The organism is Faecalibacterium longum (genome assembly GCF_040094125.1).
Classification (GTDB): Bacteria; Bacillota; Clostridia; order Oscillospirales; family Ruminococcaceae; genus Faecalibacterium; species Faecalibacterium longum.
The window spans coordinates 1-25,270 of sequence record NZ_JBBNIH010000164.1 but is presented as its reverse complement, the minus strand read 5'-3'; the positions used below and the strand labels follow the sequence as shown (position 1 = coordinate 25,270).

General features: G+C 60.2%; 17 protein-coding genes and 1 tRNA gene. 9 read left to right on the top strand and 9 right to left on the bottom strand.

The genetic code is table 11. The features are described from left to right. Positions 1–23: 23 nt before the first annotated feature. Positions 24–99, bottom strand: a tRNA-Ala gene (locus tag AAAU26_RS11265). A 349-nt stretch (positions 100–448) separates the two neighbouring features. Between AAAU26_RS11265 and AAAU26_RS11260 the strand changes: the two genes are divergently transcribed. Continuing rightward, positions 449–961 carry a nitroreductase family protein gene (locus AAAU26_RS11260; protein ID WP_227619301.1) on the top strand — a complete coding sequence of 171 codons (513 nt, stop codon included), beginning with the start codon at positions 449–451 and terminating at the stop codon, positions 959–961. Positions 962–1,002: 41 nt separating this feature from the next. Here the strand turns inward: AAAU26_RS11260 and AAAU26_RS11255 are convergent, their stop codons facing one another. Continuing rightward, the gene (locus AAAU26_RS11255; protein WP_227619300.1) at positions 1,003–1,377 is read right to left on the bottom strand and encodes a TIM-barrel domain-containing protein; all 375 of its coding nucleotides are present in this window, start codon (positions 1,375–1,377) and stop codon (positions 1,003–1,005) included. Between the two features lie 98 nt (positions 1,378–1,475). Here AAAU26_RS11255 and AAAU26_RS11250 point away from each other — a divergent pair, with 98 nt between their 5' ends. The 4 genes from AAAU26_RS11250 to aspS all read left to right on the top strand — a co-directional run bounded on the left by AAAU26_RS11250 (position 1,476) and on the right by aspS (position 5,486). Then, positions 1,476–2,099, top strand: a complete 624-nt coding sequence (locus AAAU26_RS11250) for a sugar transferase (RefSeq protein WP_227619299.1) — start codon at positions 1,476–1,478, stop codon at positions 2,097–2,099. A gap of 12 nt (positions 2,100–2,111) precedes the next feature. Then, positions 2,112–3,044, top strand: a complete 933-nt coding sequence (locus AAAU26_RS11245) for a glycosyltransferase (RefSeq protein WP_227619298.1) — start codon at positions 2,112–2,114, stop codon at positions 3,042–3,044. A 3-nt stretch (positions 3,045–3,047) separates the two neighbouring features. Beyond that, complete coding sequence (locus AAAU26_RS11240) at positions 3,048–4,055, top strand: glycosyltransferase family 2 protein (RefSeq protein WP_227619297.1); 1,008 nt, start codon at positions 3,048–3,050, stop codon at positions 4,053–4,055. Positions 4,056–4,151: 96 nt separating this feature from the next. Beyond that, complete coding sequence (gene aspS / locus AAAU26_RS11235) at positions 4,152–5,486, top strand: aspartate--tRNA(Asn) ligase (protein WP_158397149.1); 1,335 nt, start codon at positions 4,152–4,154, stop codon at positions 5,484–5,486. Between the two features lie 302 nt (positions 5,487–5,788). On the opposite strand, the gene AAAU26_RS11230 is transcribed toward aspS, so the two are convergent. The 7 genes from AAAU26_RS11230 to AAAU26_RS11200 form a co-directional block, all read right to left on the bottom strand. Then, entirely contained in the window at positions 5,789–8,365 is a 2,577-nt protein-coding gene (locus AAAU26_RS11230; protein ID WP_227619296.1) for a heavy metal translocating P-type ATPase, read from the bottom strand. Between the two features lie 40 nt (positions 8,366–8,405). After that, positions 8,406–8,756, bottom strand: coding sequence for a metal-sensing transcriptional repressor (locus tag AAAU26_RS11225; protein ID WP_227619295.1), 351 nt, complete (start codon positions 8,754–8,756; stop codon positions 8,406–8,408). A gap of 237 nt (positions 8,757–8,993) precedes the next feature. After that, positions 8,994–10,472 (bottom strand): glutamate synthase subunit beta, encoded by a 1,479-nt coding sequence (locus AAAU26_RS11220; protein ID WP_227619294.1) that lies wholly within the window; start codon positions 10,470–10,472, stop codon positions 8,994–8,996. 13 nt (positions 10,473–10,485) lie between these two features. Then, complete coding sequence (gene gltB / locus AAAU26_RS11215) at positions 10,486–15,021, bottom strand: glutamate synthase large subunit (RefSeq protein ID WP_227619293.1); 4,536 nt, start codon at positions 15,019–15,021, stop codon at positions 10,486–10,488. Positions 15,022–15,296: 275 nt separating this feature from the next. Continuing rightward, a complete protein-coding gene (hcp, locus tag AAAU26_RS11210) occupies positions 15,297–16,898 on the bottom strand; it encodes a hydroxylamine reductase (RefSeq protein ID WP_227619292.1) in 1,602 nt (533 codons plus the stop codon). 125 nt (positions 16,899–17,023) lie between these two features. Then, positions 17,024–18,376 carry an NADP-specific glutamate dehydrogenase gene (gene gdhA / locus AAAU26_RS11205; protein ID WP_217209519.1) on the bottom strand — a complete coding sequence of 451 codons (1,353 nt, stop codon included), beginning with the start codon at positions 18,374–18,376 and terminating at the stop codon, positions 17,024–17,026. Between the two features lie 294 nt (positions 18,377–18,670). Next, positions 18,671–19,501, bottom strand: coding sequence for an Mrp/NBP35 family ATP-binding protein (locus tag AAAU26_RS11200; RefSeq protein ID WP_174235897.1), 831 nt, complete (start codon positions 19,499–19,501; stop codon positions 18,671–18,673). 201 nt (positions 19,502–19,702) lie between these two features. On the opposite strand from AAAU26_RS11200, the gene AAAU26_RS11195 reads away from it, so the two are divergent. The 4 genes from AAAU26_RS11195 to AAAU26_RS11180 all read left to right on the top strand — a co-directional run bounded on the left by AAAU26_RS11195 (position 19,703) and on the right by AAAU26_RS11180 (position 25,105). Continuing rightward, entirely contained in the window at positions 19,703–21,283 is a 1,581-nt protein-coding gene (locus AAAU26_RS11195) for an oligosaccharide flippase family protein (protein WP_227619291.1), read from the top strand. Between the two features lie 122 nt (positions 21,284–21,405). Beyond that, entirely contained in the window at positions 21,406–23,304 is a 1,899-nt protein-coding gene (locus AAAU26_RS11190; protein WP_158403716.1) for a nucleoside-diphosphate sugar epimerase/dehydratase, read from the top strand. A gap of 58 nt (positions 23,305–23,362) precedes the next feature. Beyond that, a complete protein-coding gene (locus AAAU26_RS11185; RefSeq protein WP_227619290.1) occupies positions 23,363–24,661 on the top strand; it encodes a diaminopimelate decarboxylase in 1,299 nt (432 codons plus the stop codon). A gap of 48 nt (positions 24,662–24,709) precedes the next feature. Next, positions 24,710–25,105 carry a hypothetical protein gene (locus tag AAAU26_RS11180; RefSeq protein WP_158400733.1) on the top strand — a complete coding sequence of 132 codons (396 nt, stop codon included), beginning with the start codon at positions 24,710–24,712 and terminating at the stop codon, positions 25,103–25,105. The last annotated feature ends 165 nt before the right edge of the window (positions 25,106–25,270 follow it).

Below are 25,270 nucleotides of genomic sequence, written 5' to 3'. Positions count from 1 at the left end.
TCGTACAAAACGATGCGGCAGATTGGTGGACCTAGAGGGATTCGAACCCTTGACCTCTCGGATGCGAACCGAACGCTCTCCCAGCTGAGCTATAGGCCCATATTTAGGGGCGTGACGCGGTTGGGCGACCAACCGACATACTCCCCATTTGAATGCCCACAACTCCGTGGGGCACAAAAGCGATACGCTTGCACTCCCAGCTGAGCTATAGGCCCATATTTGTTTTTCAGAACGAGAACAGTGTAACTCTTTTAGAAGGATTTGTCAAGGACTTTTCACCCGGGCGGCCTGCGGGGAATGGCCGGCTGAATCGGACGCGCCGTTTCTTAAAAAACGACAGATCCTTTAGTAAAAATAACAGTGGCTCTCAGAGAAAAAGCGTGCTACAATAATGCTGAGACTTCTGTACATGAAAAGTCTATCACCCAAAGTCAGGAGGACAACGGTTATGGAATTTACTAAGGTCGTTGCAGAGCGTTATTCCTGCAAGAATTTCAGCACACGTAAGGTAGAAGCCGAGAAGTTGACGGAGATCCTAGAAGCGGGGCGGCTGGCCCCGACCGCCAAGAATTTTCAGGAGCAGCGCATCTATGTGCTGCAGTCGGAAGAAAGCCTGGCAAAGCTCGACAAGGTGACGCCCTGCCGCTATGGCGCACCTACCTGCCTTGTTGTGGCCTTCGATAAAAACAGCGTCTTTACTTATCCCGGCGGAAAGCGGGACTCCGGCATGGAGGATGCCGCCATCGTGGCGACCCACCTGATGCTGGCCGCCGCCAACGCAGGTGTGGACAGCTGTTGGCTCAACTTCTTCGACCCGGATGAGCTAGCCAAGGAGCTGGGCCTGCCGGAAAATGAAGAGGTCCTGATGATCCTCGACCTCGGCTATGCCGCAGAAGGCGCAGGGCCGCTGGCAAACCACGGCTCGAGAAAGCCCTTGTCCGCGACGGTCGCATACCTGTAATACCAAAAAAACACCCGGAGATGCTTCCGGGTGTTTTTGCGTTATTGTCCGACGATGCGCCAGTGTTCGGGCTTGTTGTGATCGGTGGTCACGCCGTCGTCGGTATACATTCGGTAGGGCGCAGGCTGGCCGTCGGGCGCGAAGCGCCAGAAGGTGAGGGCCGTATCGTTCAGCTGGGCGGTGTTGGCGACGGGCTGTGCCACCTCCCGGATGTCGGCCTCCGTCTTGTAGCCGAAGCGGCTCTGGGCCAGACCAAACGCCCACTTGGGCGGGATATAGCTGGGGCCGATGAGCTGCCGGAATTCCTTTGCGACCTCTGCCGCTGTAGGGGCTGTGATGAGGTAGAGCGCATAGTTCGGCTCTGCCGTGGCGAAGCGGAGGGTGTCGTGGCGGGTATGGTATAGCCGATACAACAAAACCGGCATTTTCGGCAGAACAGGCGGCCCGGGGCTTGTTTGGGCAGGGGAAAATGGTATATAATAAGTATATTCTAGGAATAAAAGGGAGAACCATCATGTATCAAAAAGGAATCAAGCGGCTGCTGGACGTGGTACTGTCGGCCTGCGGGCTGCTGGTGCTGTCACCGCTGCTGCTTTTGCTCTGCCTTGCCATCAAGCTGGACTCGCCGGGGCCGGTGTTTTTCAAGCAGAAGCGGGTGGGCATTCATAAGAGCTATTTCAACATCCTGAAATTCCGCACCATGCGCATCGACACCCCCCACGACATGCCCACCCATCTGCTCCACGACCCGGAGCAATATATCACCCGGGTGGGCCGTTTCCTGCGCAAGACCAGCCTGGACGAGCTGCCCCAGCTGTGGAATATCCTTGTGGGCGATATGGCAGTCATCGGTCCGCGCCCGGCCCTTTGGAACCAGTACGACCTGTTGGCCGAACGGGACAAGTACGGCGCAAACGACGTCCGCCCCGGCCTGACCGGCTGGGCGCAGATCCATGGCCGCGACGAGTTGGAGATCACGGAGAAAGCGAAGCTCGACGGCTGGTATGTGGAGCATATGAGCTTCTGGCTGGACGTCAAATGCTTCTTCGGCACCATCAAGGCTGTGGCCGACCACGACGGCGTGGTGGAGGGCGGCACCGGGACGCTGCACGAAGAAGAGAAAAATGACCATAAATAAGGGAAACATAACATGCTGAATGCACTGTATCACTTTGCGACTCCATGGGCAAAGGCAACGAAACGCCAGATCAATGTGAACCGGATGCTTGGAGTGGCGGCGAATGCTCTTTATCCGATATATTGTGCATGGAGTCCGCTCCCGAAGCAGAGAACAACGCAGGGCGAAAGGATGGTGGTATCTCTGACCACCTTCCCGCTCCGAATCGGGAAAGTCCATCTGACGATCCAGAGCATCCTGCGGCAGAGCCGTCCGACGGATCGTATCCTGCTCTGGTTGTCCAAGGAGGAATTTCCGGAGGAAGCACAGCTCCCGGCAAATCTGCTCCGCCTGAAAGAAAAGGGACTGGATATCCGCTTCTGCGACAATATCCGCTCCTTTAAAAAGGTGTTCTACACCGCGCAGGAATTTGAAAATGATGTGATCGTTACGGCGGATGATGATGCGCTCTACCCGGAAAACTGGCTGGAAGGGCTGTGGGATACCCACGAAAAGTATCCGGGCTGCGTGTGCTGTTACCGCGCGCATGAAATCACGTTTGAAGGCGGAAGGGTGGCGCCTTATCAGGAGTGGTACGGCTTGTCGCCAGACAAAAAAGGACCTTCGGAAGCACTTTTCCCGGTGGGCGTTGGAGGGGTGTTGTATCCTGCAGGCTATTTCAGCGGCATCGAGTTCGACAGCGGGAAGATTATGAAGCTGTGCCCGACGGCGGACGATATGTGGCTCAAGATCGTGGGAGCGCAGAAAAGGATCCCGGCAGTGAAGGTGAGCACCAACTCGAAGGAGTGGTTCACCATCCGGAACAGCCAGCGCCAGTGCCTGATGTCGGTCAACACCGCCGGAAGGATGCGGAACGATGAAGCACTTCAGAACCTGATGGAATATTATCACGTTACAGCGGAGATGCTGGGCGGCACATCAACAGAGCAGAAAGGCAAAGGATAAAAGATGGCGGGCAGAACAGATGTGAAGATCAGCGTGATCGTACCGGTCTATAATGTAGAAAAAGAACTCCCCCGCTGCATCGAGAGCCTCCTGACACAGACGTATTCGAATTTTGAGCTGCTCCTGATAAACGATGGCTCATCGGATGGCAGCCCTGAGATCATGGAGAGATACGCGGAGAAGGACCCGCGCATCCGCACCCTACATAAGAAAAATGGCGGGGTGTCCTCGGCACGCAACAGGGGACTGGAACAGGCAAAAGGCGAATATGTGTGCTTTGTGGATGCGGACGATGTGGTGGCTTCGCAATATATGGAATGGTTGTATCTGGCCCTCCGGCAGAGCGGAGAGGCGGTTGCGATCTGCAGGGATGTGCGGGTGAATGATTTTGAAAAAGAGGTCCCTTTCAAGGCCCTCCCGGAAAAAATGCCGAAAACAGAGCGGATGAATCTGAGGCAATATACATTCTGGGATGAAAATGGGTGCCTGTGGTGCTGTAGAGGGATGATGAAGACTGAATTTCTTCGTGATATTCGGTTCGATGAGGAGCTTTCGATCGGAGAAGATGCGCTGTTTATGGCAAAGGCACTTCTGAAGGCGGGAGGATACATTTATCTGCCGTGCGGCCTGTACGCATACTATATGCGGGATGGCTCGGCGCTCCATCAGGAGACATTCAAGCCAAAGCAGTTCAGCGAGATAACGGCATGGGAAAGAATTTATGCACTGATCCGGGAGCAGAGGAGACCCGGGGAAGAAAGCATGGAACGAACAGCCGAGGAACGGCTGGCGGTGGTCTGCGCCCATGTATATTACCGGATGGCGGGCAGCGACCATGCCGATCCGGAGCTGCAAGCCAAGATCGTGCGGATGGCGCGAGAGCACTGGCGGGCGGCCTTGCGCGTCCCGAACAGCAAGAAGCGTGAAAAGAGCAAGCTCTGGATGCTGATCTGCTGCCCGGCGGCGGGACGCTGGATGTGGAGGCTGGGAAAAAAGCTGAAACAGGGATGAGCCGGAGCATCTTGAGAAACGAAGTGGTTTTGTCTTGATTTATGTCGGAAATGTTATATAATAAAACAGTATACAAGACACAGAAGGAGGATTTCCATGGAACGCACCTATATCAATGAGGTACAAAAGGAAATTGGCAGCACGGTCAAGGTGCAGGGCTTTATCGAGAACCTGCGCAACAGCAAATATATGGCCTTCATCGTGCTGAAGGATATTACCGGCAAACTTCAGATCACCGTCGAGAAGGAGGACCACCCTGAGCTGGTGGACACCATCGACAAGCTGACCCCGGACTCTGTCATCACCGTCACCGGCAAAGTGATGGAGAACGACTACGTCAAGATGGGCGGCATCGAGATGATCCCCGAGGCCATCGAGATCGAGAGCATCGCCAACGCGCTGCCCATCGTCCGCAAGGAGATCGCCGCCACCAAGAAGAAGAAGGCTGTGGAGCGTTCCAGCATCGACCAGCGCATCGACTACCGCTGGATCGACCTGCGCACCGATGAGAACCAGCTGATGTTCAAGGCACAGAGCTGCTTCGTCAACGCCATGCGTCAGTTCCTGCTCGAGCGCAGCTTCATCGAGATCCACACCCCGAAGCTCATCGCTGCTGCCAGCGAGAGCGGCTCTGAGGTGTTCAAGGTGGACTACTTCGACCGCAACGCCTATCTGGCCCAGAGCCCTCAGTTCTATAAGCAGATGGCCATGGCCGCCGGCTTCGAGCGCATCTTTGAGACCGGCCCCGTCTTCCGCGCGGAGAAGAGCTACACCAACAAGCACTCCACCGAGTTCTCCGGCTTCGACCTTGAGTTCAGCTACATCACCTCTTACAAGGACGTCATGAAGATGGAGGAAGAGCTTCTGACTGCCGGCCTGAAGGCCGTCAAGGAGCAGTACGGTGAGCAGATCAAGGAGCTGTTTGGTCTGGAAGTCGTCGTCCCCACCACGCCGTTCCCCGTGGTCAAGCTGGCCGACCTGTACAAGGCTCTGGAAGAGGAGTTCGGTTACACTGTCGATGAGAGCGAGAAGGGCGACCTGACCACCGAGGCCGAGCGCCTGAGCTACGACTGGGTCAAGAAGCACTACGGCCACGAGTTCCTGTTCATCACCGACTACTCCGCCGAGAAGCGTGCTTTCTACCACATGCGCGACGAGAACGGCGTGCCGCAGGGCTACGACCTCATCTGGCGCGGCGTGGAGATCACCACCGGCGCACAGCGTGAGCATCGCTACGATGTGCTGAAGAAGCAGGCAGAGGAGAAGGGCCTGGCCGATGACGTCAAGTTTTATCTGGAGTTCTTCCAGTACGGCTGCCCCCCGCACGGCGGCTTCGGTCTGGGCATCGACCGTCTGACCATGCTGCTCTGCGGCCAGTCTATCAAGGACGCCGAGTTCCTGTTCCGCGGCCCCAACCGTCTGACTCCGTAAGGAATGAAACCTCTCCGTCAATGCTTCGCATTGCCACCTCTCCTATCGAGGAGAGGCCATTTCGTAAAGCTTTGTCTCTTCGCCAGAGGCTCCCCTCGGTAGGGGCAACAACGACGACCGCCGCCAGTGGCGGAAACAGGGAGTCGTTGTTGGGGCAGCGGCCAGTAAGACGCGCGCAATGCGCAGCGGATGCTGGGTGCCGCAACCCGGCCTTGTCGAGCGATAGCGAGGCTGAGAGGTTATGACCTATAACAAAAGCCAGCGCACATTTCTCGTGCGCTGGCTTTTCTGCATTTTACAGCTTACTGGATGCCGGTGACCTTGTAGTCCTGTGCCTCGACGGCGTTCTTGAGCACGTCGTCGGCGACCTCGGCGTTCAGGGTGACGATGGCGGTGCCGGCCTCGTGGCTCACGACAGCCTCGTCCACCTCGGGCAGGGCTTCCAGAGCCTTCTTCACGCGGGCTTCGCAGTGGCCGCACATCATGCCTTCCACTTTCAGGGTCTTCTTCATGGTATGATCCTTCGTTTTGACTTCGGGCGCTTCGGCGTCCGATTTTTTGTTATTTTCAGCCGCAGACTGCACCGGGGCAGCAGCGGGAGAAGCGGTTTTGTGGTCGTGCCTGGTGCTGTGCAAATCGAACAGGTTCAGCCGCAGGGCGTTGCTCACGACGCAGAAGCTGGACAGGCTCATGGCAGCAGCACCGAACATGGGATTCAGCGTCAGGCCGAAGGGGATGAACAGACCAGCCGCCAGCGGGATGCCGATGATGTTGTAGATGAACGCCCAGAACAGATTCTCGTGGATGTTCCGCAGGGTGGCGCGGCTGAGGCGGATGGCCGCAGGCACGTCCGAGAGCTTCGAGTTCATCAGCACGACGTCGGCGGCGTCAATGGCCACGTCGGTGCCTGCGCCGATGGCAATGCCGGTGTCGGCACGGGTGAGGGCGGGAGCGTCGTTGATGCCGTCACCCACCATGGCCACCTTGCCGCTGGTCTGCAGCTGGCAGATGACGGCCTCCTTGCCGTCGGGCAGGACGCCCGCGATGACCTCGTCCACGCCCGCCTGCCTGCCGATGGCGTCGGCGGTGCGCTGGTTGTCGCCGGTGAGCATCACGACCCGGATGCCCATGTTCTGCAGCTGACGGATGGCTTCGGGGCTGTCCTCCTTGATGGTGTCGGCCACGGCGATAACGCCCAGCAGACGGCCTGCGCCGCCGAAGAAGAGGGGAGTCTTGCCCTCAGAGGCCAGCTTTTCAGCCTGCTGTGCCAGTGCGGCGGGCAGGGTGAGCTTGGTCTGGATGAAGGCGGCATTGCCGGCATAGATGCCCATGCCGTTCAGCTTAGCCGCCAGACCATTGCCCGGCAGGGCCGCGAAGTCAGTGACTTCCGGGGGAGTGATGGCCTTTGCCTCGGCGTCGGCCAGAACTGCCTTTGCCAGAGGGTGCTCGCTGCGGCTTTCCAGCGCTGCGGCCAGCGTCAGAAGCTCCGTCTCGGAGACACCCTCAGCGGGCAGCAGGTCGGTGACGCGGGGTGCGCCCTCGGTGATGGTGCCGGTCTTGTCCAGCGCCACGATCTGGGTGCGGCCTGCGGCTTCCAGCGAGGCGGCAGTCTTGAAGAGGATGCCGTTTTTTGCGCCGAGACCATTGCCGACCATAATAGCCACAGGTGTTGCAAGGCCCAGTGCGCAGGGGCAGCTGATGACCAGAACGGAGATGCCGCGTGCCAGCGCATAGCCCAGCTCATGGCCCAGCAGCAGCCAGACGATGGTGGTCACGACGGCGATGGAGATGACCGCCGGGACGAAGAAGCCCGACACGGTGTCGGCGATTTTGGCGATAGGAGCTTTGGTGGCGGCGGCATCGCTGACCATCTTGATGATCTGAGCCAGCGTGGTATCCTCGCCCACGCGGGTAGCCTCACAGCGGAGGAAGCCCGACTGATTGGTGGTGGCAGCACTGACTTTGTCGCCGACGGCCTTGTCCACTGGGATGCTCTCGCCGGTCAGGGCGCTCTCGTTGACTGCACTGGTGCCTTCCAGCACCACGCCGTCCACCGGGATATTCTCGCCGGGGCGGACCACAAAGACGTCGCCCTTCTGCACGTCGGCGATGGCCACGGTCACTTCCGCGCCGTCCCGCACCAGCGTGGCGGTCTTGGGGGCCAGCTTCATCAGGCTCTTGAGGGCGTCGGTGGTCTTGCCCTTGGAGCGGGCTTCCAGCATCTTGCCCACCGTGATGAGAGTCAGGATCATGGCGGCAGACTCGAAGTAGAACTCCATCATATAGTGCATGACGAGCTCGTCGTTGCCATCCACCTGGGCACGGGTCATGGCGAAGAGGGCGTAAGTGCTCCACACGAAGCTTGCCATGGAGCCGAGGGCCACCAGCGTATCCATGTTGGGTGCGCCGTGGATGAGGCCCTTGAAGCCGTTGATGAAGAACTTCTGGTTGATGACCATGACGATGCCCGCCAGCAGCAGCTGGACGAGGCCCATGGCGACGTGGTTGCCGTCGAACCAGTGGGGCAGGGGCCAGCCCCACATCATGTGGCCCATGGAGAAGTACATCAGCACCAGCAGGAAGCCCAGCGAGGCGATGAGACGGCGCTTGAGCTTCGGTGTCTCGTGGTCGGCCAGTGCGTCGAGGTCGGCGCTGGCGTCCGAAGTCTTACTGGCAGAGGCATTCTTCGGGCTTGCGCCATAGCCTGCCTCCTGCACAGCCGAGAGGATGGCGGCAGGAGAGGCTGTGCCTTCCACGCCCATGGAGTTTGTCAGAAGGCTCACCGAGCAGCTCGTGACGCCCGGCACCTTCTTCACGGCCTTTTCCACCCGGGCAGAGCAGGCCGCGCAGCTCATGCCCGTGACATTGTATTGTTCCATTGCGGATTCCTTTCCCTCTTATAGGATGCCCGGAACGGGGTCATTTCATGAGCCGGGGCAGCAGCTGCAGCAGTTCGTCCAGCTTCTGCGTCTCGCCGGCTTTCAAATCGTCGGCCACGCAGGTGCGGATATGCTGGCCCAGCAGCTCTTTGGAAAAGCCGTTCAGTGCAGCGTTCACCGCAGCTACCTGCACCAGAATATCGGCGCAGTAGACGTCCTTGTCCAGCATCGCGCGGATGCCGCGCACCTGGCCCTCAATGCGGCTCAGCCGGTTGGCAAGGGCGCGGTACTCCTCAGGGGTACGGTCCTTGTGGCGGCAGCAGGAGGGGGCAGTGTCCTCTTCGGCAGGCTCAGCGGCGCAGCAGCAGGGCTTTTTTTCAGCATCAGTCATAGCAGATAACTCCTTTCCGGGTGTATCGGTGTGAAAAGGAAATGTACCCTGTGGGGGTAAATCTCCCGACACTCTGATTTTACCACTTGGGGGTATCTGTTTCAAGTGGGTAGGAAATACTAGCTGTGAAAACTTTGTGAAAATAAAAGCCCCGAAATGCAGAAACGGGAGCCTCCCGGTGAAGGAAAGCTCCCGTTTCTGTTTAGGATAGGAAAGAGAATGTCATAAATAGGGGGGTCACAGATTGGTGTAACCCATCAGATAGCGGTCCACCTCGGCGGCGCAGTCGCGGCCCTCCCGCAGGCCCCAGACCACGAGGCTCTGGCCCCGGCGCATATCGCCGCAGACAAAGACCTTGTCTACATTGGTGTGGAAGCCATGGTCGGCCACATTGCCCCGGGCGTTCCGCTCCACGCCGAACGCCTCGGCCACATAGTCCTCGCAGCCCACGAAACCGGCGGCGATAAAGGCCAGCTGGCAGTCGTAGGTGAACTCTTCGCCGGTGGGTACCATGCTGGTACGGCCGGTGTCAGGGTCACGCTGGGGCTTGAGATAGGAGATGACCGCGCCGGTCAGATTGCCGGCGTCATCCTTCAGAAACTCTTTGACGGTGGTCTGGTAGACGCGGGGGTCTTTGCCGAACTTGGCAAGGCACTCAGTCTGGCCGTAGTCCACCTTCAGCACCTTGGGCCACTCGGGCCAGGGGTTATTCGCGGCCCGTTCTTTCGGGGGCTGGGGCATCATTTCCAGTGCCACGAGGTCGGTGCAGCCCTGCCGCAGGGCGGTACCCTGACAGTCGTTGCCGGTGTCGCCGCCGCCGATGACGAGGACATTCCTGCCTGCCGCGTTGATGGCCCTGCCGTCGGCAAACTTGCTGTCCAGCAGACTCCTGGTCACGCTGGTGAGGTAGTCCACTGCGAGGTACACGCCCTTCGCGTCGCGGCCGGGGACGTTCAAATCGCGGGCTTTCTTGGCACCGCAGCAGAGCACGATGGCGTCATAGCTGTTCAAAATCTCAGCGGTATCCACAGCCCCGCCCACATCCATGTTGGTGCGGAACTCGACGCCCTCAGCCTGCATAATTTTGATGCGGCGCTCGATGACGGATTTGTCCAGCTTCATGTTGGGGATGCCGTACATCAGCAGACCGCCCACACGGTCAGCACGCTCGAAGACGGTGACGGCATGGCCCCGGATGTTGAGGTATTCGGCCACCGACAGGCCCGAAGGGCCGCTGCCGATGACGGCCACGCTCTTGCCGGTGCGGGCCGGAGGCGGGGCGGCATGGAGCCAGCCCTTGGCGTAGCCCGTCTCCACGATGGCGTGTTCGTTCTCCCGGACAGTGACGCTGCTGCCAGTGACGTCGCCGCAGGTGCAGGCGGCCTCACACAGGGCAGGGCAGACCCGGCTCGTGAACTCCGGGAAACGGTTGGTGGTGCGCAGGCGGCGGAGTGCCAGCTCCCACTTGCCCTGATAGACCAAATCATTCCACTCGGGGATGAGGTTGTTCAGCGGGCAGCCGGAGGCCATGCCGCCGATCATCATGCCCGCCTGGCAGAAGGGAACGCCGCAGTCCATGCAGCGGGCTGCCTGGGTCTGCTGCTCCTCCCGGGAGAGCCAGATGTGAAATTCGTTAAAGTTTTCAATGCGCTCCAGCGGCGGAACATCCGTGCTGGTCTTGCGCGTGTAATCCATAAAACCAGTGAGTTTTGCCATGATGTTCCCCTCCTTACTTGTTCTTCTGCACGGCGTAGAATGCTTCGATCTGCGCCTGCTCGCCGTCGAGGCCGCGCTCTTCCATGGAGGCGATGACCCGCAGCATATGGTCGTAATCGTAGGGGAGGACTTTCTTAAATTTGGGCAGGAACTCGCTGAAATTGTCCAGGATCTCCTTGCCGCGGGGCGAGCCGGTCAGCTCGACGTGCTCACGGATGAGCTCTTTCAGGGTGGCGACGTCGTACTTGTGCTCCACCGGCTCGAGGCTGACGGTCTCCTTGTTCACCCGCTGGTAGAAGTCCCAGTTCTCATCCAGAACATAGGCGATGCCGCCGGTCATGCCGGCTGCAAAGTTCTTGCCGGTCTGGCCCAGAACGACGACGGTGCCGCCGGTCATGTACTCGCAGCCGTGGTCGCCCACGCCCTCGACGACGGCCACAGCGCCCGAGTTGCGGACGCAGAAGCGCTCACCGGCCACACCGGAAACAAAGGCTTTGCCGCTGGTGGCACCGTAGAGTGCCACATTGCCGATGATGATGTTCTCCTCGGGCTTGAAGGTGATGCCCTCGGGCGGGCGGACGACGAGCTTGCCGCCGGAGAGGCCCTTGCCCATGTAGTCGTTGCAGTCGCCGGTCAGTTCCAGCGTCAGGCCCTTGGGAATGAATGCGCCGAAGCTCTGGCCGCCTGCACCGGTGCAGTGGACGGTGTAGACGTCATCGGGCAGGTCGCTGCCGTACTTGCGGGTGATCTCGCTGCCGAAGATGGCACCAAAGGCGCGGTCGGTGTTGGAGACATCCAGCTTCACGCTCTGAGGGGTCTTGCTGCTGAGCTTGAATTTCTTCATCAGCACCTTCATGTCCAGAGTGTCTTCCAGATGGAAGTCGTAGGTGTCTTCCTTCTGGAAGTGGACATTGCTGTTGACGATGGCGGGGTTGTGCAGGATGCAGTCGAGGTCCATCTTGGACATCCGGCTGTCGGCAGGGGCAGACTTGACATGGAGCAGGTCGGTGCGGCCCACCAGCTCGTCGATGGTACGGATGCCCAGCTTTGCCATGTATTCGCGCAGCTCCTGCGCCACGAAGGTCAGGTAGTTGATGATATACTCGGGCTTGCCGCGGAAGTGCTTGCGCAGCTCGGGGTTCTGGGTGCAGATGCCCATGGGGCAGGTGTCGAGGTTGCAGACACGCATCATGACGCAGCCCATGGTCATCAGCAGAGAGGTGCCGAAGCCGAACTCCTCAGCGCCCAGCATACAGCTGATGGCCACATCGCGGCCGGAGAGCAGCTTGGAATCGCTCTCGATGCGCACACGGGTGCGCAGGCCGTTGAGGATAAGGGTCTGGTGGGTCTCGGCGATGCCAAGCTCCCAGGGCAGACCGGCATCTTTGATGGAGTTGCGGGGCGCTGCGCCCGTGCCGCCGTCGTAGCCGGAAACAAGGATGACCTGTGCGCCGCCCTTGGCGACACCGGCAGCGATCGTGCCGACGCCGGCCTCACTGACCAGCTTGACGTTGATGTTGGCGTGGCGGTTGGCATTCTTGAGGTCGTAGATAAGCTCTGCAAGGTCTTCGATGGAGTAGATATCGTGGTGCGGCGGGGGAGAGATGAGGCCGACACCGGTAGTGCTGTGACGGGTCTTGGCGATCCACGGGTACACTTTTGCGCCGGGCAGATTGCCGCCCTCGCCGGGCTTTGCGCCCTGTGCCAGCTTGATTTGGATCTCCTCTGCCGAGACAAGATACTTGCTGGTGACGCCGAAGCGGGCGGAAGCCACCTGCTTTATCTTGGAATTGCTCTCGCTGTGGTAGCGCTCTTCGGGCTCACCGCCCTCGCCGGTGTTGCTCCGGCCGCCGAGGCGGTTCAGCGCGATGGCGATGGTCTCGTGGGCCTCGCTGCTCAGTGCGCCGTAGCTCATGGCAGCGGCCTTGAACCGCTTGACGATGGAGCTCACCGGCTCCACCTCGTCCAGCGGGATGCCGCCGTCGGGGGCATAGTTGAAGTCCAGCAGACTGCGCAGATGGACGCCGTTCTGGCCCATGTTGTCCACGGTGTGGGTGAACTGCTTGAAGGTGTCGTAGTCACCGGTGAAGCAGGCTTTCTGGAACAGGTGGATGGTCTGGGGGTTGAAGAGGTGCTCTTCCTTGCCGCTGCGGAACTTGTGGGCGCCGCCGTCTTCCAGCTGCATGTTGATGTCAAGGCCCAGCGGGTCGAAGGCTGCGTTGTGCAGGGCCTCCACGTCAGCCTGAATGTCCTCGAGGCCGATGCCGCCCACACGGCTCACCGTGCCGGTGAAATACTTGTCGATGACGTCCCTGGAGATGCCGACGGCCTCGAAGATCTGGCTGCTCTGGTAGCTCTGGATGGTGGAGATGCCCATCTTGGAGGCGATCTTCACGATGCCGCCCAGCACAGCCTTGTTGTAGTCGTCCACGGCGGCGTAATAATCTTTGTCCAGCAGGCCGTCGTCGATGAGCTGGCCGATGGTCTCATGGGCCAGATAGGGGTTGACGGCACAGGCACCGTAGCCCAGCAGAGCGGCAAAGTGATGCACTTCATGAGGCTCTGCGCTCTCGAGGATGAGAGCCAGTGCGGTGCTCTTCTTGGTGCGGATGAGGTACTGGGACACGGCAGAAACCGCCAGCAGGCTGGGGATGGCCACATGGTATTCGTCAATGTCCCGGTCGGACAGGATGATGATGTTCGCACCCTCTTTATAAGCGCGGTCTACCTCCAGGAAAACGCGGTCGATGGCCTTTTCGAGGCTGGTGTTCTTGTAGTAGTTGATGGAGACAGTGGAGACTTTGAAGCCCGGGACGTTCATGTACTTGATGCGGAGAAGGTCAGTGGACGTGAGGATGGGATTGTTGACCTTGAGCACCTTGCAGTTTTCGGGCTTGTCTTCCAGCAGGTTGCCGTGTGCGCCCACATAGACGCTGGTGGAGGTGACGATCTTCTCGCGGATGGCGTCGATGGGCGGGTTCGTGACCTGTGCAAAACGCTGCTTGAAATAATTGAAGAGCGGCGGGTGCTGGCCGCTGAGGACGGCAAGCGGGGTATCGGTACCCATTGCGCCGGAAGGCTCTGCGCCCTGACGTGCCATGGGCAGGATGAGGGTGCTGATGTCCTCATACTTGTAGCCGAACACCTTCTGCAGGCGCAGCAGGTCGTCGCCGGTGTAGCTGGGGGTCTTGATGTTGGGGATCTTGAGGTCCTTCAGCTGGACGAGGTTGCGGTCGATCCACTCGCCGTACGGCTCACGGCTGGCGTAGTATTCCTTCAGCTTCTCGTCGTCCACGACTTCGCCCTTGACGGTGTCCACCAGCAGCATCTTGCCGGGGCGGAGACGGTCTTTGACCAGAATGTTCTCCGGCTCACAGGGCAGCACGCCCACCTCGGAAGAGAGGATCATCCTGCCGTCTTTGGTGATGTAGTAGCGGCTGGGGCGCAGACCGTTGCGGTCCAGCACAGCGCCCACCACGTCGCCGTCGGAGAAGAGGATGGCCGCAGGGCCGTCCCAGGGCTCCAGCATGGTGGCGTAATACTGGTAGAAGTCCCGCTTTTTCTGGCTGATGTTCTTGTTGTTCTCCCAGGGCTCCGGGATGGTGATCATAACGGCCAGCGGCAGGTCCATGCCGTTCATCACCATGAACTCGAGGGCGTTGTCCAGCATGGCGGAGTCGGAGCCGGAGGTGTTGATGATGGGCAGGATCTTGTTCATGTCCTCCTTCATGATGGGGGAGGAGATGGTCTCTTCACGGGCCAGCATGGCGTCGGTGTTGCCCTTGATGGTGTTGATCTCGCCGTTGTGGAGGATGAAGCGGTTGGGGTGGGCGCGCATCCAGCTGGGGTTGGTGTTGGTGGAGAAGCGGCTGTGGACCATGCCGATGGCGGATTCATAGTCCTCGTCCTGCAGATCGAGGTAGAACTGGCGCAGGTCGTGGACGAGGAACATGCCCTTGTACACGATGGTGCGGCTGGACAGGCTGGGGACATAGGTGCCGTTGCTGGCCTGCTCGAAGACCCGGCGGACGATGTAGAGCTTGCGGTCAAAGTCGATGCCCTTGCTCACCTTGGCGGGCTTTTTGATGAAGCACTGCCAGATGGCGGGCATGCAGTCGCGGGCTTTCTGGCCCACGGCGTCGGGGTCTACAGGCACTTCGCGCCATGTCAGAAACTCGAGGCCCTCTTTGCGGGTGACAAGCTCAAAAAGCTTCATGGCCTGGGCGCGCAGGTGTTCGTTCTGGGGAAAGAAGAACATACCTACGCCGTATTCGCGCTCGTTGCCAAGGCTGATGTTCAGCTCGTCGGCTACCTTGGCAAAGAAGCGGTGGCTAATCTGTAGCATGATGCCCACGCCGTCGCCGGTCTTGCCCTCGGCGTCCTTGCCGGCGCGGTGTTCAAGGCGCTCCACGATGGACAGCGCGTCGCTGACGGTCTGGTGGCTCTTACGGCCCTTGATGTCCACGACGGCACCGATGCCGCAGGCGTCGTGCTCGAACTGGGGGTCATAGAGGCCCAGAGGCCCTTTTTGCTCCGTGAAATTTTCCATAGACTTTCCCATCCTTTTTTCGATTTTCCGGAGAATATCCTGGCAATGCTGCGGCACATTCCGCAGAGTCCCTCTTAATGCCGGTAAAAAGAAAAGGCGTCCCAGATGGGTCGGCAAAGACTCATCTGGAACGCCCTTGTTCCGGATAACAAGAATATTATACAAAGGTGCTGAAAAAGATTCAAGTGACAGCTGCACCAAATGTGGGTACACGGCGACGGTTCTTCTTGTGAAAAACAGACACGCAGAGTAGGAAATAGTATGCCTTTTCCGGCTCAGTGCCGGCCCAGACAGGCGGCAAGATCGTCCTCCGGCGTGGTGATGGGCCGGAGGTCATACTTCTCCTGCAAAACAGCGGCCACCCCGGGGGAGAGGAAGGCGGGCAGGGTGGGGCCGAGACGGATGCCCCGGATGCCCAGCGCCAGCAGGGCCATCAGCACACAGACCGCCTTCTGCTCGAACCAGCAGAGGATGATGGAGAGGGGCAGCTCGTTGACCGAGCAGTCAAAAGCTTCGGCCAGACCCAGCGCGATCCGGATGGCACTGTAGGCGTCGTTGCACTGGCCCACGTCGAGGATGCGGGGCAGACCCGCCACCGTACCCAGCGGCAGGTCGTTGAGCCGGAACTTGCCGCAGGCCAGCGTCAGGATGACGGTGTCGGGCGGGGTCAGCTTGGCAAAATCCGTGTAGTACCGGCGGGAGGGGCGGGTGCCGTCGCAGCCGCCGATGAGGAAAAAGTGCCGGATGGCACCCTCGTGGACGGCTTGGACGATCTCCTCCGCATGGCTCAGTACGGCATGGTGGGCAAAGCCGGTGGCGACCACACTGCCGCCGTTCATGCCCGGGATGAGGGTGTCCTCCGGGTAGCCGCCCAGCTCAAGCGCCTTGGCGATGACCGGTGAAAAATCTCGGTCCTCCCCGATGTGGGTGACGCCGGGATAGGAGACGACAGACGTGGTGAATACCCGGTCGGCATAGCTGGGCCGGAGGGGCATGATGCAGTTGGTGGTGAAGAGCACCGGTGCAGGGATGTCCTCAAACTCCCGCTGCTGGTTCTGCCATGCGGTGCCAAAGTTGCCTTTCAGATGAGGAAAGCGCTTTTTCAGCTCCGGGTAGCCGTGGGCAGGCAGCATCTCGGAGTGGGTGTAGACATTGATGCCCTTGCCCTCGGTCTGCTCCAACAGGCACTTGGCGTCGTAGAGGTCGTGGCCGGAGATGACGATGAAAGGCCCTTTCTCGATGGTCAGGGACACCTCCACCGGCTCCGGGTCGCCAAACGCGCCGGTGTTGGCCTTGTCCAGCTCAGCCATGACCCGGTAGGCCATCCGCCCGGTGTCCTCCACCAGCTGGAAGAGCTTGTCCTTGTCCCGCTCCTGTGCGATGGCCCGCAGCGCCGTGCAGAAAAACAGGTCGATCTCGCCATCGGTATAGCCCAGCACCCGCGCGTGGTAGGAGTAAGCTGCCATGCCGCGCAGCCCAAAGAGGACAAAGGAGCACAGGCTCTTCCGGTCGGGGTCCGGCTCCTGCCACAGCTTCTGCATATCGTAGTCGGACACTGGTGCAGGTGCAGGGCTGGCCGAGGCAAAGGCTTCCTGCTTGGCCTTCCAGACCTTATCGGTCAGCTGCGCCACCGTCTGGGGGTCGAAATCAACATTGGTGATGGTGGTGAACAATCCTTCCGTCAGCAGGAGTGCCTGCGGGGGCTGGATGGGTCTGCCGATGTCCAGCAGCAGGGTGGCAAAGCCGATGAGTGCCCCGGTGAGCTTGTCCTGCGCGTCGGCTGTCTCGGCTGATTTGCCGCAGACACCCGCTTTTCCGGTGCAGGCCGTGCAGTTTGCCGCCTGCTCGCATTGATAACAGAACATCATTTCGTCCATGCAAAAACCTCTTTTCGTTTGATGAAAGGAGTATGAGCGGGGCGGCAGACGGTTATGCAGGCAGGCGGGGCAAACCAAAAAAAGCCGCACCCTCGCGGATGCGGCCCTTGTAGATCAGGAAAAGCTTAGTAGGTGATGCCCTGAGCCATCATGGCAGTAGCGACCTTCAGGAAGCCGGCGCAGTTTGCACCGACCATCAGGTTGCCCTCGGAGCCAGCGGCCACGGATGCATCGTAGGAAGCGTGGAAGATGCCCTCCATGATGCCCTTCAGCTTTGCATCGACCTCTTCGAAGCTCCAGCTCAGACGCTCGGAGTTCTGGCTCATCTCCAGACCGGAGGTAGCCACGCCGCCGGCGTTGGAAGCCTTTGCGGGTCCGTACAGGATGCCGTTGGACAGGTAGACCTCGATGGCCTCGGGAGTGCTGGGCATGTTAGCGCCCTCGCAGACCACGGTGCAACCGCCCTTCACCAGAGCCTCTGCGGACTCCTTGTTGATCTCGTTCTGGGTAGCGCAGGGCAGGGCGATGTCGCAGGGGACAGTCCAGACCTTGGTGCAGTCAGCAACGTAGGTCGCATCCTTGTGGGTCTCAGCATACTCCTTGATGCGGCCGCGGCGGACTTCCTTCAGGTCCTTGACGTAGGCCAGGTCGATGCCGTTGGGGTCGTAGACATAGCCGTTGGAGTCGGACATGGTGACGACCTTGGCACCCAGCTGGGTAGCCTTCTCACAGGCGTAGATAGCGACATTGCCGGAGCCGGAGATGACCACGGTCTTGCCCTCGAAGCTGTCGTTGCGCATGCACTTCAGAGCCTCAGCGGTGAAGTAGCACAGGCCATAGCCGGTAGCCTCGGTACGGGCCAGGGAACCGCCGAAGGTCAGGCCCTTGCCGGTGAGCATACCGCCCTGGAAGCTGTTGGTCAGACGCTTGTACTGACCGAACATATAGCCGACCTCGCGGCCGCCGACGCCAATATCACCGGCAGGGCAGTCCACGAACTGGCCGATGTGGCGGTACAGCTCGGTCATGAAGCTCTGGCAGAAGCGCATGACTTCCATGTCGCTCTTGCCGTGGGGGTCGAAGTCAGAGCCGCCCTTGCCGCCGCCCATGGGCAGGGTGGTCAGGCTGTTCTTGAAGGTCTGCTCGAAGCCGAGGAACTTCAGGATGCCCTGATTGACAGAAGGATGGAAGCGCAGGCCGCCCTTGTAGGGGCCGATGGCGCTGTTGAACTGGACGCGGTAGCCGCGGTTCACCTGGACCTTGCCCTGGTCATCGACCCAAGGCACACGGAAGGTGATGATGCGCTCAGGCTCGACCAGACGCTCGATGAGGGCGGCCTTCTCGTACTCGGGATGCTTCTCCACGACGGGCTGGATGCTCTCCAGAACCTCGCGGACAGCCTGCAGGAATTCGGGCTCGTTGGCATTGCGCTTTTCCAGGCCCTCGTAGACACGCTTCAGATATTCATTCGTCAGCATAATGATATACTCCTTTTCCCTTAACTCTATTGTGTGGAGGCTTCGGCTTTCCCGTTTCCCACGGCGGGTGCGATAAGCCTCTGACCACTTTGCTATTATAAAGCTTTATCTGCCGATTTACAAGATGGCCCGCCCCGCAAAAAACCGGAAAATCTTTCAAAATACAATGGAAAAGATGAATGCACTTCACGAAAAAGACGGGACACATCAAAAAATTGCGATAAAACCTGCTTTTATAAAGAAACAAAAAATCCCTGCACCGGCCCGGAACAGGCAGTGCAGGGAGGAAAAGTCTTACTTCAGCAGCTTCTCGCAGGCGTCAGCGGCACCCTCGAGGAACTGTCCGCCGTAGGTCTCGATCATGCCGGCGTCGGACAGCGCAGCCAGCTGCGGGTCGATGGGGCATTTGGCCAGAACGGGCAGGTGATGCTTTGCGGCCACCTCGTCCACATGGCTGTCGCCGAACACATTGATGTGCTTGCCGCAGTCGGGGCAGACGATATAGCTCATGTTCTCGACGATGCCCAGCATCGGCACCTTCATCATCTCGGCCATGTTCACGGCCTTGGCCACGATCATGCTCACCAGCTCCTGCGGGCTTGCCACGACGACGATGCCGTCCACGGGCAGACTCTGGAAGACGGTCAGGGGGACGTCACCGGTTCCCGGAGGCATATCCACGAACAGGAAATCGACGTCTTTCCAGACCACATCGGTCCAGAACTGCTTGACCGCACCGGCGATGACGGGGCCGCGCCAGACGACGGGGTCTTCCTCGTTCTCCACCAGCAGGTTGATGCTCATCACGTCGATGCCCATCCGGCTCTGGATGGGCCAGCAGCCCTTGTCGTCAGCCATGGCACGGCCATGGATGCCGAACAGCTTGGGGATGGACGGGCCGGTGATGTCGGCGTCGAGGATGCCGCAGTGGTAGCCGCGGCGTGCCATTGCACAGGCCAGCAGGGCGCTGGTCATGCTCTTGCCGACGCCGCCCTTGCCGGATACGACGCCGATGACCTTCTTGACGCTGCTATTGGGGTTGGGTGCGTCATGCTGGGGCGCAGCATTGCGGGAAGAACACGCTGCCCCGCAGTTGGAGCAGTCATGGGTACATTCTTCGCTCATTGTCTCGTTGCGCACGGCCGTGGTACCGGGGTGCGCTTCCTCCTTGCATTCTTAGATCCGGTCTGGCGGAACATTCCCGCCAGATACAATATATATCATATCATAAAACTGGGAAAGAAACAACCCACGGCCCCGCTCATATTTCCCAGAGCAGTTTACATATTTATAAAAAGATACACTGGGGAAAGGGAGGGGTGCGCTGTGCGGCAGAGCTATCTGAAAAACGCAGCCCTGATGACCGGAGCGGACGTCCTGCTCCGCCTGGCGGGCATGGGGCTGCGCATCTGGCTGGCGAACGCTCTGGGCGGCGAGGGGATGGGGCTGTACCAGCTGGTGCTGGCGGTCTATTCGCTCTTCGTCACGCTGGCGACGGCGGGCGTCTCGGTGGCGGCCACCCGCCTGATGGCTGAAGAGCTGGCCCGCAGCCCGGCGGAGGCCCGGGGGATGCTTCACTGTCTCCTGCTGGCGGGGGCCGGGCTGGGCATGCTGGCGCTGGCGGCGCAGTTCGGGCTGGCGGGCCTCGCCGCAAAATGGTGGCTGGGCGATGTCCGGGCAGCGGGGGCGCTGCGTGTCTCGTCGCTGGGCCTGCCGTGGATGGCGGTGTCGTCGGTGCTGCGGGGCTTTTTCATCGCCCGGCGGCAGGTGGAGCCAAACGTCCTGAGCCAGCTGGCCGAGCAGACCGTCCGCATCGGCATCGTATGGGCTGCGCTGGAGCGGGCCGACACCCTCGGCTGGGACGTGGGCGGGCGCTGCACGGCAGTGCTGGGCGCAACGGCGGTCAGCGAGGCCGTCAGCACTGGGCTGATGGCACTTTTTTACCGTAAAGAGGCCCGCCGCTGCTTCGGTGCGCGGCCTGCCTGCCGCCCGCAGGAGCCGGGAAAGCGCCTCTGGGACATTCTCTGGCCGGTGGAGGGAGGACGTTGTCTCGCCAGCGCTCTCCACACCGCGGAGAATATGCTGGTGCCGGCCTGCCTGGCAGTCTATCTGCAGTTTTCCGGCGGGCGTGCCGAAGCCGTGGCCCAGTACGGCAACCTCAAAGGGATGGCCCTGCCTCTGCTGACCTTTCCCTTCGGACTGCTGGGGAGCCTTTCCGTTCTGCTGATGCCCGAGATCACTCAGGCCCACCTCCGGGGCCAGAACGGGCGGCTGGCGGCTCTTATCGACAGGATGCTCCGGCTCACCGGCTATTTCTCGGCGCTGGCGGGAGCGGCGTTCTGGGTGTGGGGTCAGCCGCTGGCCGAAGCCCTCTACGGCAGTGCCGAGGCGGGCAGCTACCTCGTCATCCTCGGCCCGGCCATGCCGCTGATGTATCTCGAGAGCATGGTGGACGGTGCCATGAAGGGGGTAGGAGAACAGAAAGCCGTTTTCCGCTACAGCATGTGGGACTCCTGTCTCCGCATTGTGGGCGTGCTGCTCCTGCTGCCCCGCTTCGGGATGAAGGGCTTTCTTTTTGTGATCTTGCTGTCCAGCTTCTACACCTGCACCGCCAACACGGGGCGGCTGCTGTCCAGCTGCGGCCTTCCGCTGCGTCTGTGGCGGTGGCTGGGCGCACCGGGCTTTGCGGGGGCCGTCAGCGCCGGGGCCGGGCTGGCCTTGCGGCATCTTTTAGCGGACTGGCTCACCGGCGGAGTCCTCTTGCAGCTGGCGGCGGTAGCGCTGGGCGGCGCGGGGATGGCAGTGGTCTGCTTTGCGGCGGCGTGGCCGCTGGGCCTCGGCGAAGAGCTGCGGGCCGTGGCGGCAGGGGAGAGGCGGCATAAGAAAAATGTCCAAAAAGTGAAATAGCTGGACACGGGGAAGAGAATCGAGTATAATACTAAAGATATTATGGGGTGATAGGCCCTTGAAATGAAAAACGGCAGCTGACATCTTCGGATGCCAGCCCCCGATGAAAAAGAGGATATGCTGTGAAGGAAAAGAAAACAAATCTGCTGCAGGTACTGGCCCGCCGGGCTCTGCTGGTGGCGCTGGACGGAGCCATCGTAGCCTTCAGCTTTTATTTCGCCCTGCTGCTGCGCGCAGACGGTGCTGTCGAGGCCTCCTGGTGGCCCCACAACCGCGCCCTGCTCTACGCGAATCTGCCCTGGATCGTGGCAGTCTACCTGCTCAGCTTTCTGGCCGGGCGGCTCTACACCATCCTTTGGAAGTACGCTGGGGAGCGTGACCTCATCCGTCTGGCCGGGATGATCGCCGTCCCGACGGGCATCGTCTATCTGGTCAACCGCTGCTTCATCCACGGTGTGCTCTTCAACTCGGCCAACGCCATGGCGGCGGTGCTCATTTTCCTGTTCATCGGCGGGAGCCGTCTGGCATGGCGGCTCTTCCTGAACCACCCGCTGGGCGAGCGTCTGCGCGGCAACACCAGCAAGGACCCCAACCGCCCCGTCATGATCGTGGGTGCGGGCGAGGCTGGTGCGTGGGCCATCAATGTCTGCAAGACCAACACCAGCTACGGCCATGTCATCGTGGCCGTGGATGATGACCCCAATAAGCTGGGCCAGACCATCCACGGTGTCCCGGTGCGCGGCACACTGGAAGAAATTCCTGACCTGTGTACCCGCTACAACATCCACACCATCATCGTGGCGATCCCGACCCTGAAGGGAAACCGCCTGAACCACGTCATCGACCTCTGCGTCTCCACCCACTGCGCCGTGCAGATGCTCAGCGACCCCCAGCTGGTGGGTGCAGGCACACCTCAGCAGGGTGCGTTCCGTGAGCTGAACACCGCCGATTTCCTCTCCCGTGAGGAAGTCACACTGGACACGGAGAAAATTTCCGGCTACCTCACCGGCAAGACCGTTCTGGTGACGGGCGGCGGTGGCAGCATCGGCAGCGAGCTCTGCCGTCAGGTCATGCGCTTCAAGCCTGCAAAACTGCTTATCTTCGATATTTATGAGAATTGTGCCTATGAACTGCTGATGGAATTGCAGCAGAAGTATGGCCGTGATGTGCCGGTCACGGTGCTGGTCGGCTCCATCCGGGACAAGGCCCGTCTGGACGAGGTATTTGAGACGTACCACCCGACGGTGGTGTTCCATGCTGCCGCCCACAAGCATGTCCCGCTGATGGAGATCAGCCCCGCCGAGGCCGTCAAGAATAATGTCTTTGGCACCAAGAACCTGCTCACCAGTGCCAGTGAACACGGCGTGGAGCGGCTGGTGCAGCTCTCCACCGATAAGGCCGTCAACCCCACCAGCGTCATGGGCTGCACCAAGCGCCTGTGTGAGATGCTTATCCAGACCTTCGCAGGCAACACCGACATGAAGTGCGTCGCCGTCCGCTTCGGTAATGTGCTGGGCAGCCACGGCAGTGTCATCCCGCTGTTTGAGGCGCAGATCAAAAAGGGCGGCCCCGTCACCCTCACCGATGCCAACATCGAGCGCTACTTTATGACCATCCCGGAGGCGGCACAGCTGGTGCTGCAGGCCGGTGCGCTGGCCGAGAGCGGCAGCATCTATGTGCTGGACATGGGCGAGCCGGTCAAGATCATGGACCTTGCAAAACAGCTCATCCGCTTCTACGGCTATGAGCCGGGCGTGAACATGGATATTAAGATCGTGGGTCTGCGCCCCGGCGAAAAACTCTACGAAGAACTGATGATGGACGAGGAGCAGGACAAGATGCGCCGCACCGTCCACAATAAGATCTTCGTGGCTCCGCCTCGGAACATCGACCTGGGCGAGTTCTACCAGCAGCTTCAGGAGCTGGCCGTCGCCGCCGAACATAACGACGACAGCGTGGTGGAGCAGTTGGCCAAAATGGTGCCTACCTTTACCCCCACCCGTGAGAACCTCAAACTGTAAAACCGCTGGCTGCACGGCACCTTTGCTGTGTAAAAATATATGAGAGGGATGTACAATCATGGAAAAGAAACCGTTTTTGACTGAGTCGATGGCTCAGGACATCATTCAGGACGTACCCACCCCCTTCCACGTCTATGACGAGAAGGGCATTCGCGAGAACGCCCGCCGCATCAACAAGGCATTCAGCTGGAACAAGGGCTTCCGCGAGTATTTTGCGGTCAAGGCTCTGCCGAACCCCGTCATCCTCCAGATCCTGAAGGAAGAGGGCTGCGGCGTGGACTGCTCCTCTCTGACCGAGCTGATGCTCAGCGAAGTGTGCGGCTTCAGCGGCAGCGACATCATGTTCTCCTCCAACCAGACCCCTGTGGAGGACATGAAGAAGGCTTACGAGCTGGGCGCTTATATCAACCTCGATGACGCCACGATGGTGGACTTCCTCGACCGGGTGGCCGGTGTGCCGGAGAACATCTTCTGCCGCTACAATCCGGGCGGCACCTTCCAGCTGGGCGAGAGCAAAGAGGGCTTCCAGGTCATGGACAAGCCCGGCGACGCCAAGTACGGCATGACCGAGGAGCAGATGATCGACAGCTACAAGAAGCTGGCTGCAAAGGGTGCCAAAAACTTTGGCATCCACGCCTTCCTCGCCTCCAACACCATCTCTGACGCCTATTATCCTGAGCTGGCAGGCATCCTCTTCCAGCTGGCTGTCCGCGTCCAGAAGGCCACCGGCGTGCATATCGCCTACATCAACCTGTCCGGCGGTGTCGGCATCCCGTACCGCCCCGAGCAGACGGAGAACAACATCATGGCCATCGGCGAGGGTGTTCGCAAGAAGTTTGAAGAAATTCTGGTCCCCGCCGGCATGGGCGATGTCTCCATCTTCACCGAGATGGGCCGCTTCACCACCGGCCCCTACGGCGCTCTGGTGGCTACTGCCATCCACGAGAAGCACATCTATAAGGAATACATCGGTCTGGATGCCTGCGCGGCCAATCTGATGCGCCCCGCCATGTACGGCGCTTACCACCACATCACCGTGCTGGGCAAGGAAGACGCACCCCACGACCACAAGTACGACGTGGTCGGCGGTCTGTGCGAGAACAACGACAAGTTTGCCATCGACCGTATGCTGCCCAAAATCGACATCGGCGACATCGTGTATATCCACGACACCGGTGCGCACGGCTCTGCCATGGGCTACAACTACAACGGCAAGCTGCGCAGCGCCGAGGTCCTGCTCTGCGAGGACGGCTCTCACCGCCTCATCCGCCGTGCTGAGACTCCCCGTGACTACTTTGCAACGCTGGACTTCCTGCCCTTCATGAAGCCGCTGCTGGGCGAGTACAACGACGACTGAGCACGCTTCTGACTCCATCACACCAGAATAAAGCGAGGAACGACGCAGATGTTTTTTGGATTCCAACTCACCTGTGGCCTGATGCTGGTCTTTTACGGCTATTCGGTCATGAAAAATCCACGGGTCTGGGGCGACCAGGGCCGTCAGGCCGTCAAGGCCGAAAATTTCCCCGAGTACTGCCGCCAGAACGGCCTGTTTTTCCTGAAAGCTGGCTTCATCATGGCGCTCATTGGTGCGCTGGACGCACTGGTAACGCTTTCGGGTCTGCTGTACGTCCTGTTGTACCTGTTCGGGCTGGCGTTTGCGTTCTACCCGCTGACCCGCTGGTGCAAGGAGAACGAGGGCTTCTCGTGGCCCTGGCCCCGCGTCGAAAGCGAGAAAAAGCGCATCAAGAAACTGCGCCAGCAGCAGGAGGCCGAAAAGGCGGAACGAGAAGAAAAGTAAATAGCAAAAAATAAGAGGCCGCTGTAAAAGCAACCTCTCAGTCTCACTTCGTTCGACAGCTCCCCCTACCGAGGGGAGCCTCTGGCGAAGAGATTGGGCTTTCTGCCATGCCAAAGCCTCCCCTCGATAGGGGAGGCGGCACGGCGCAGCCGGGACGGAGAGGTT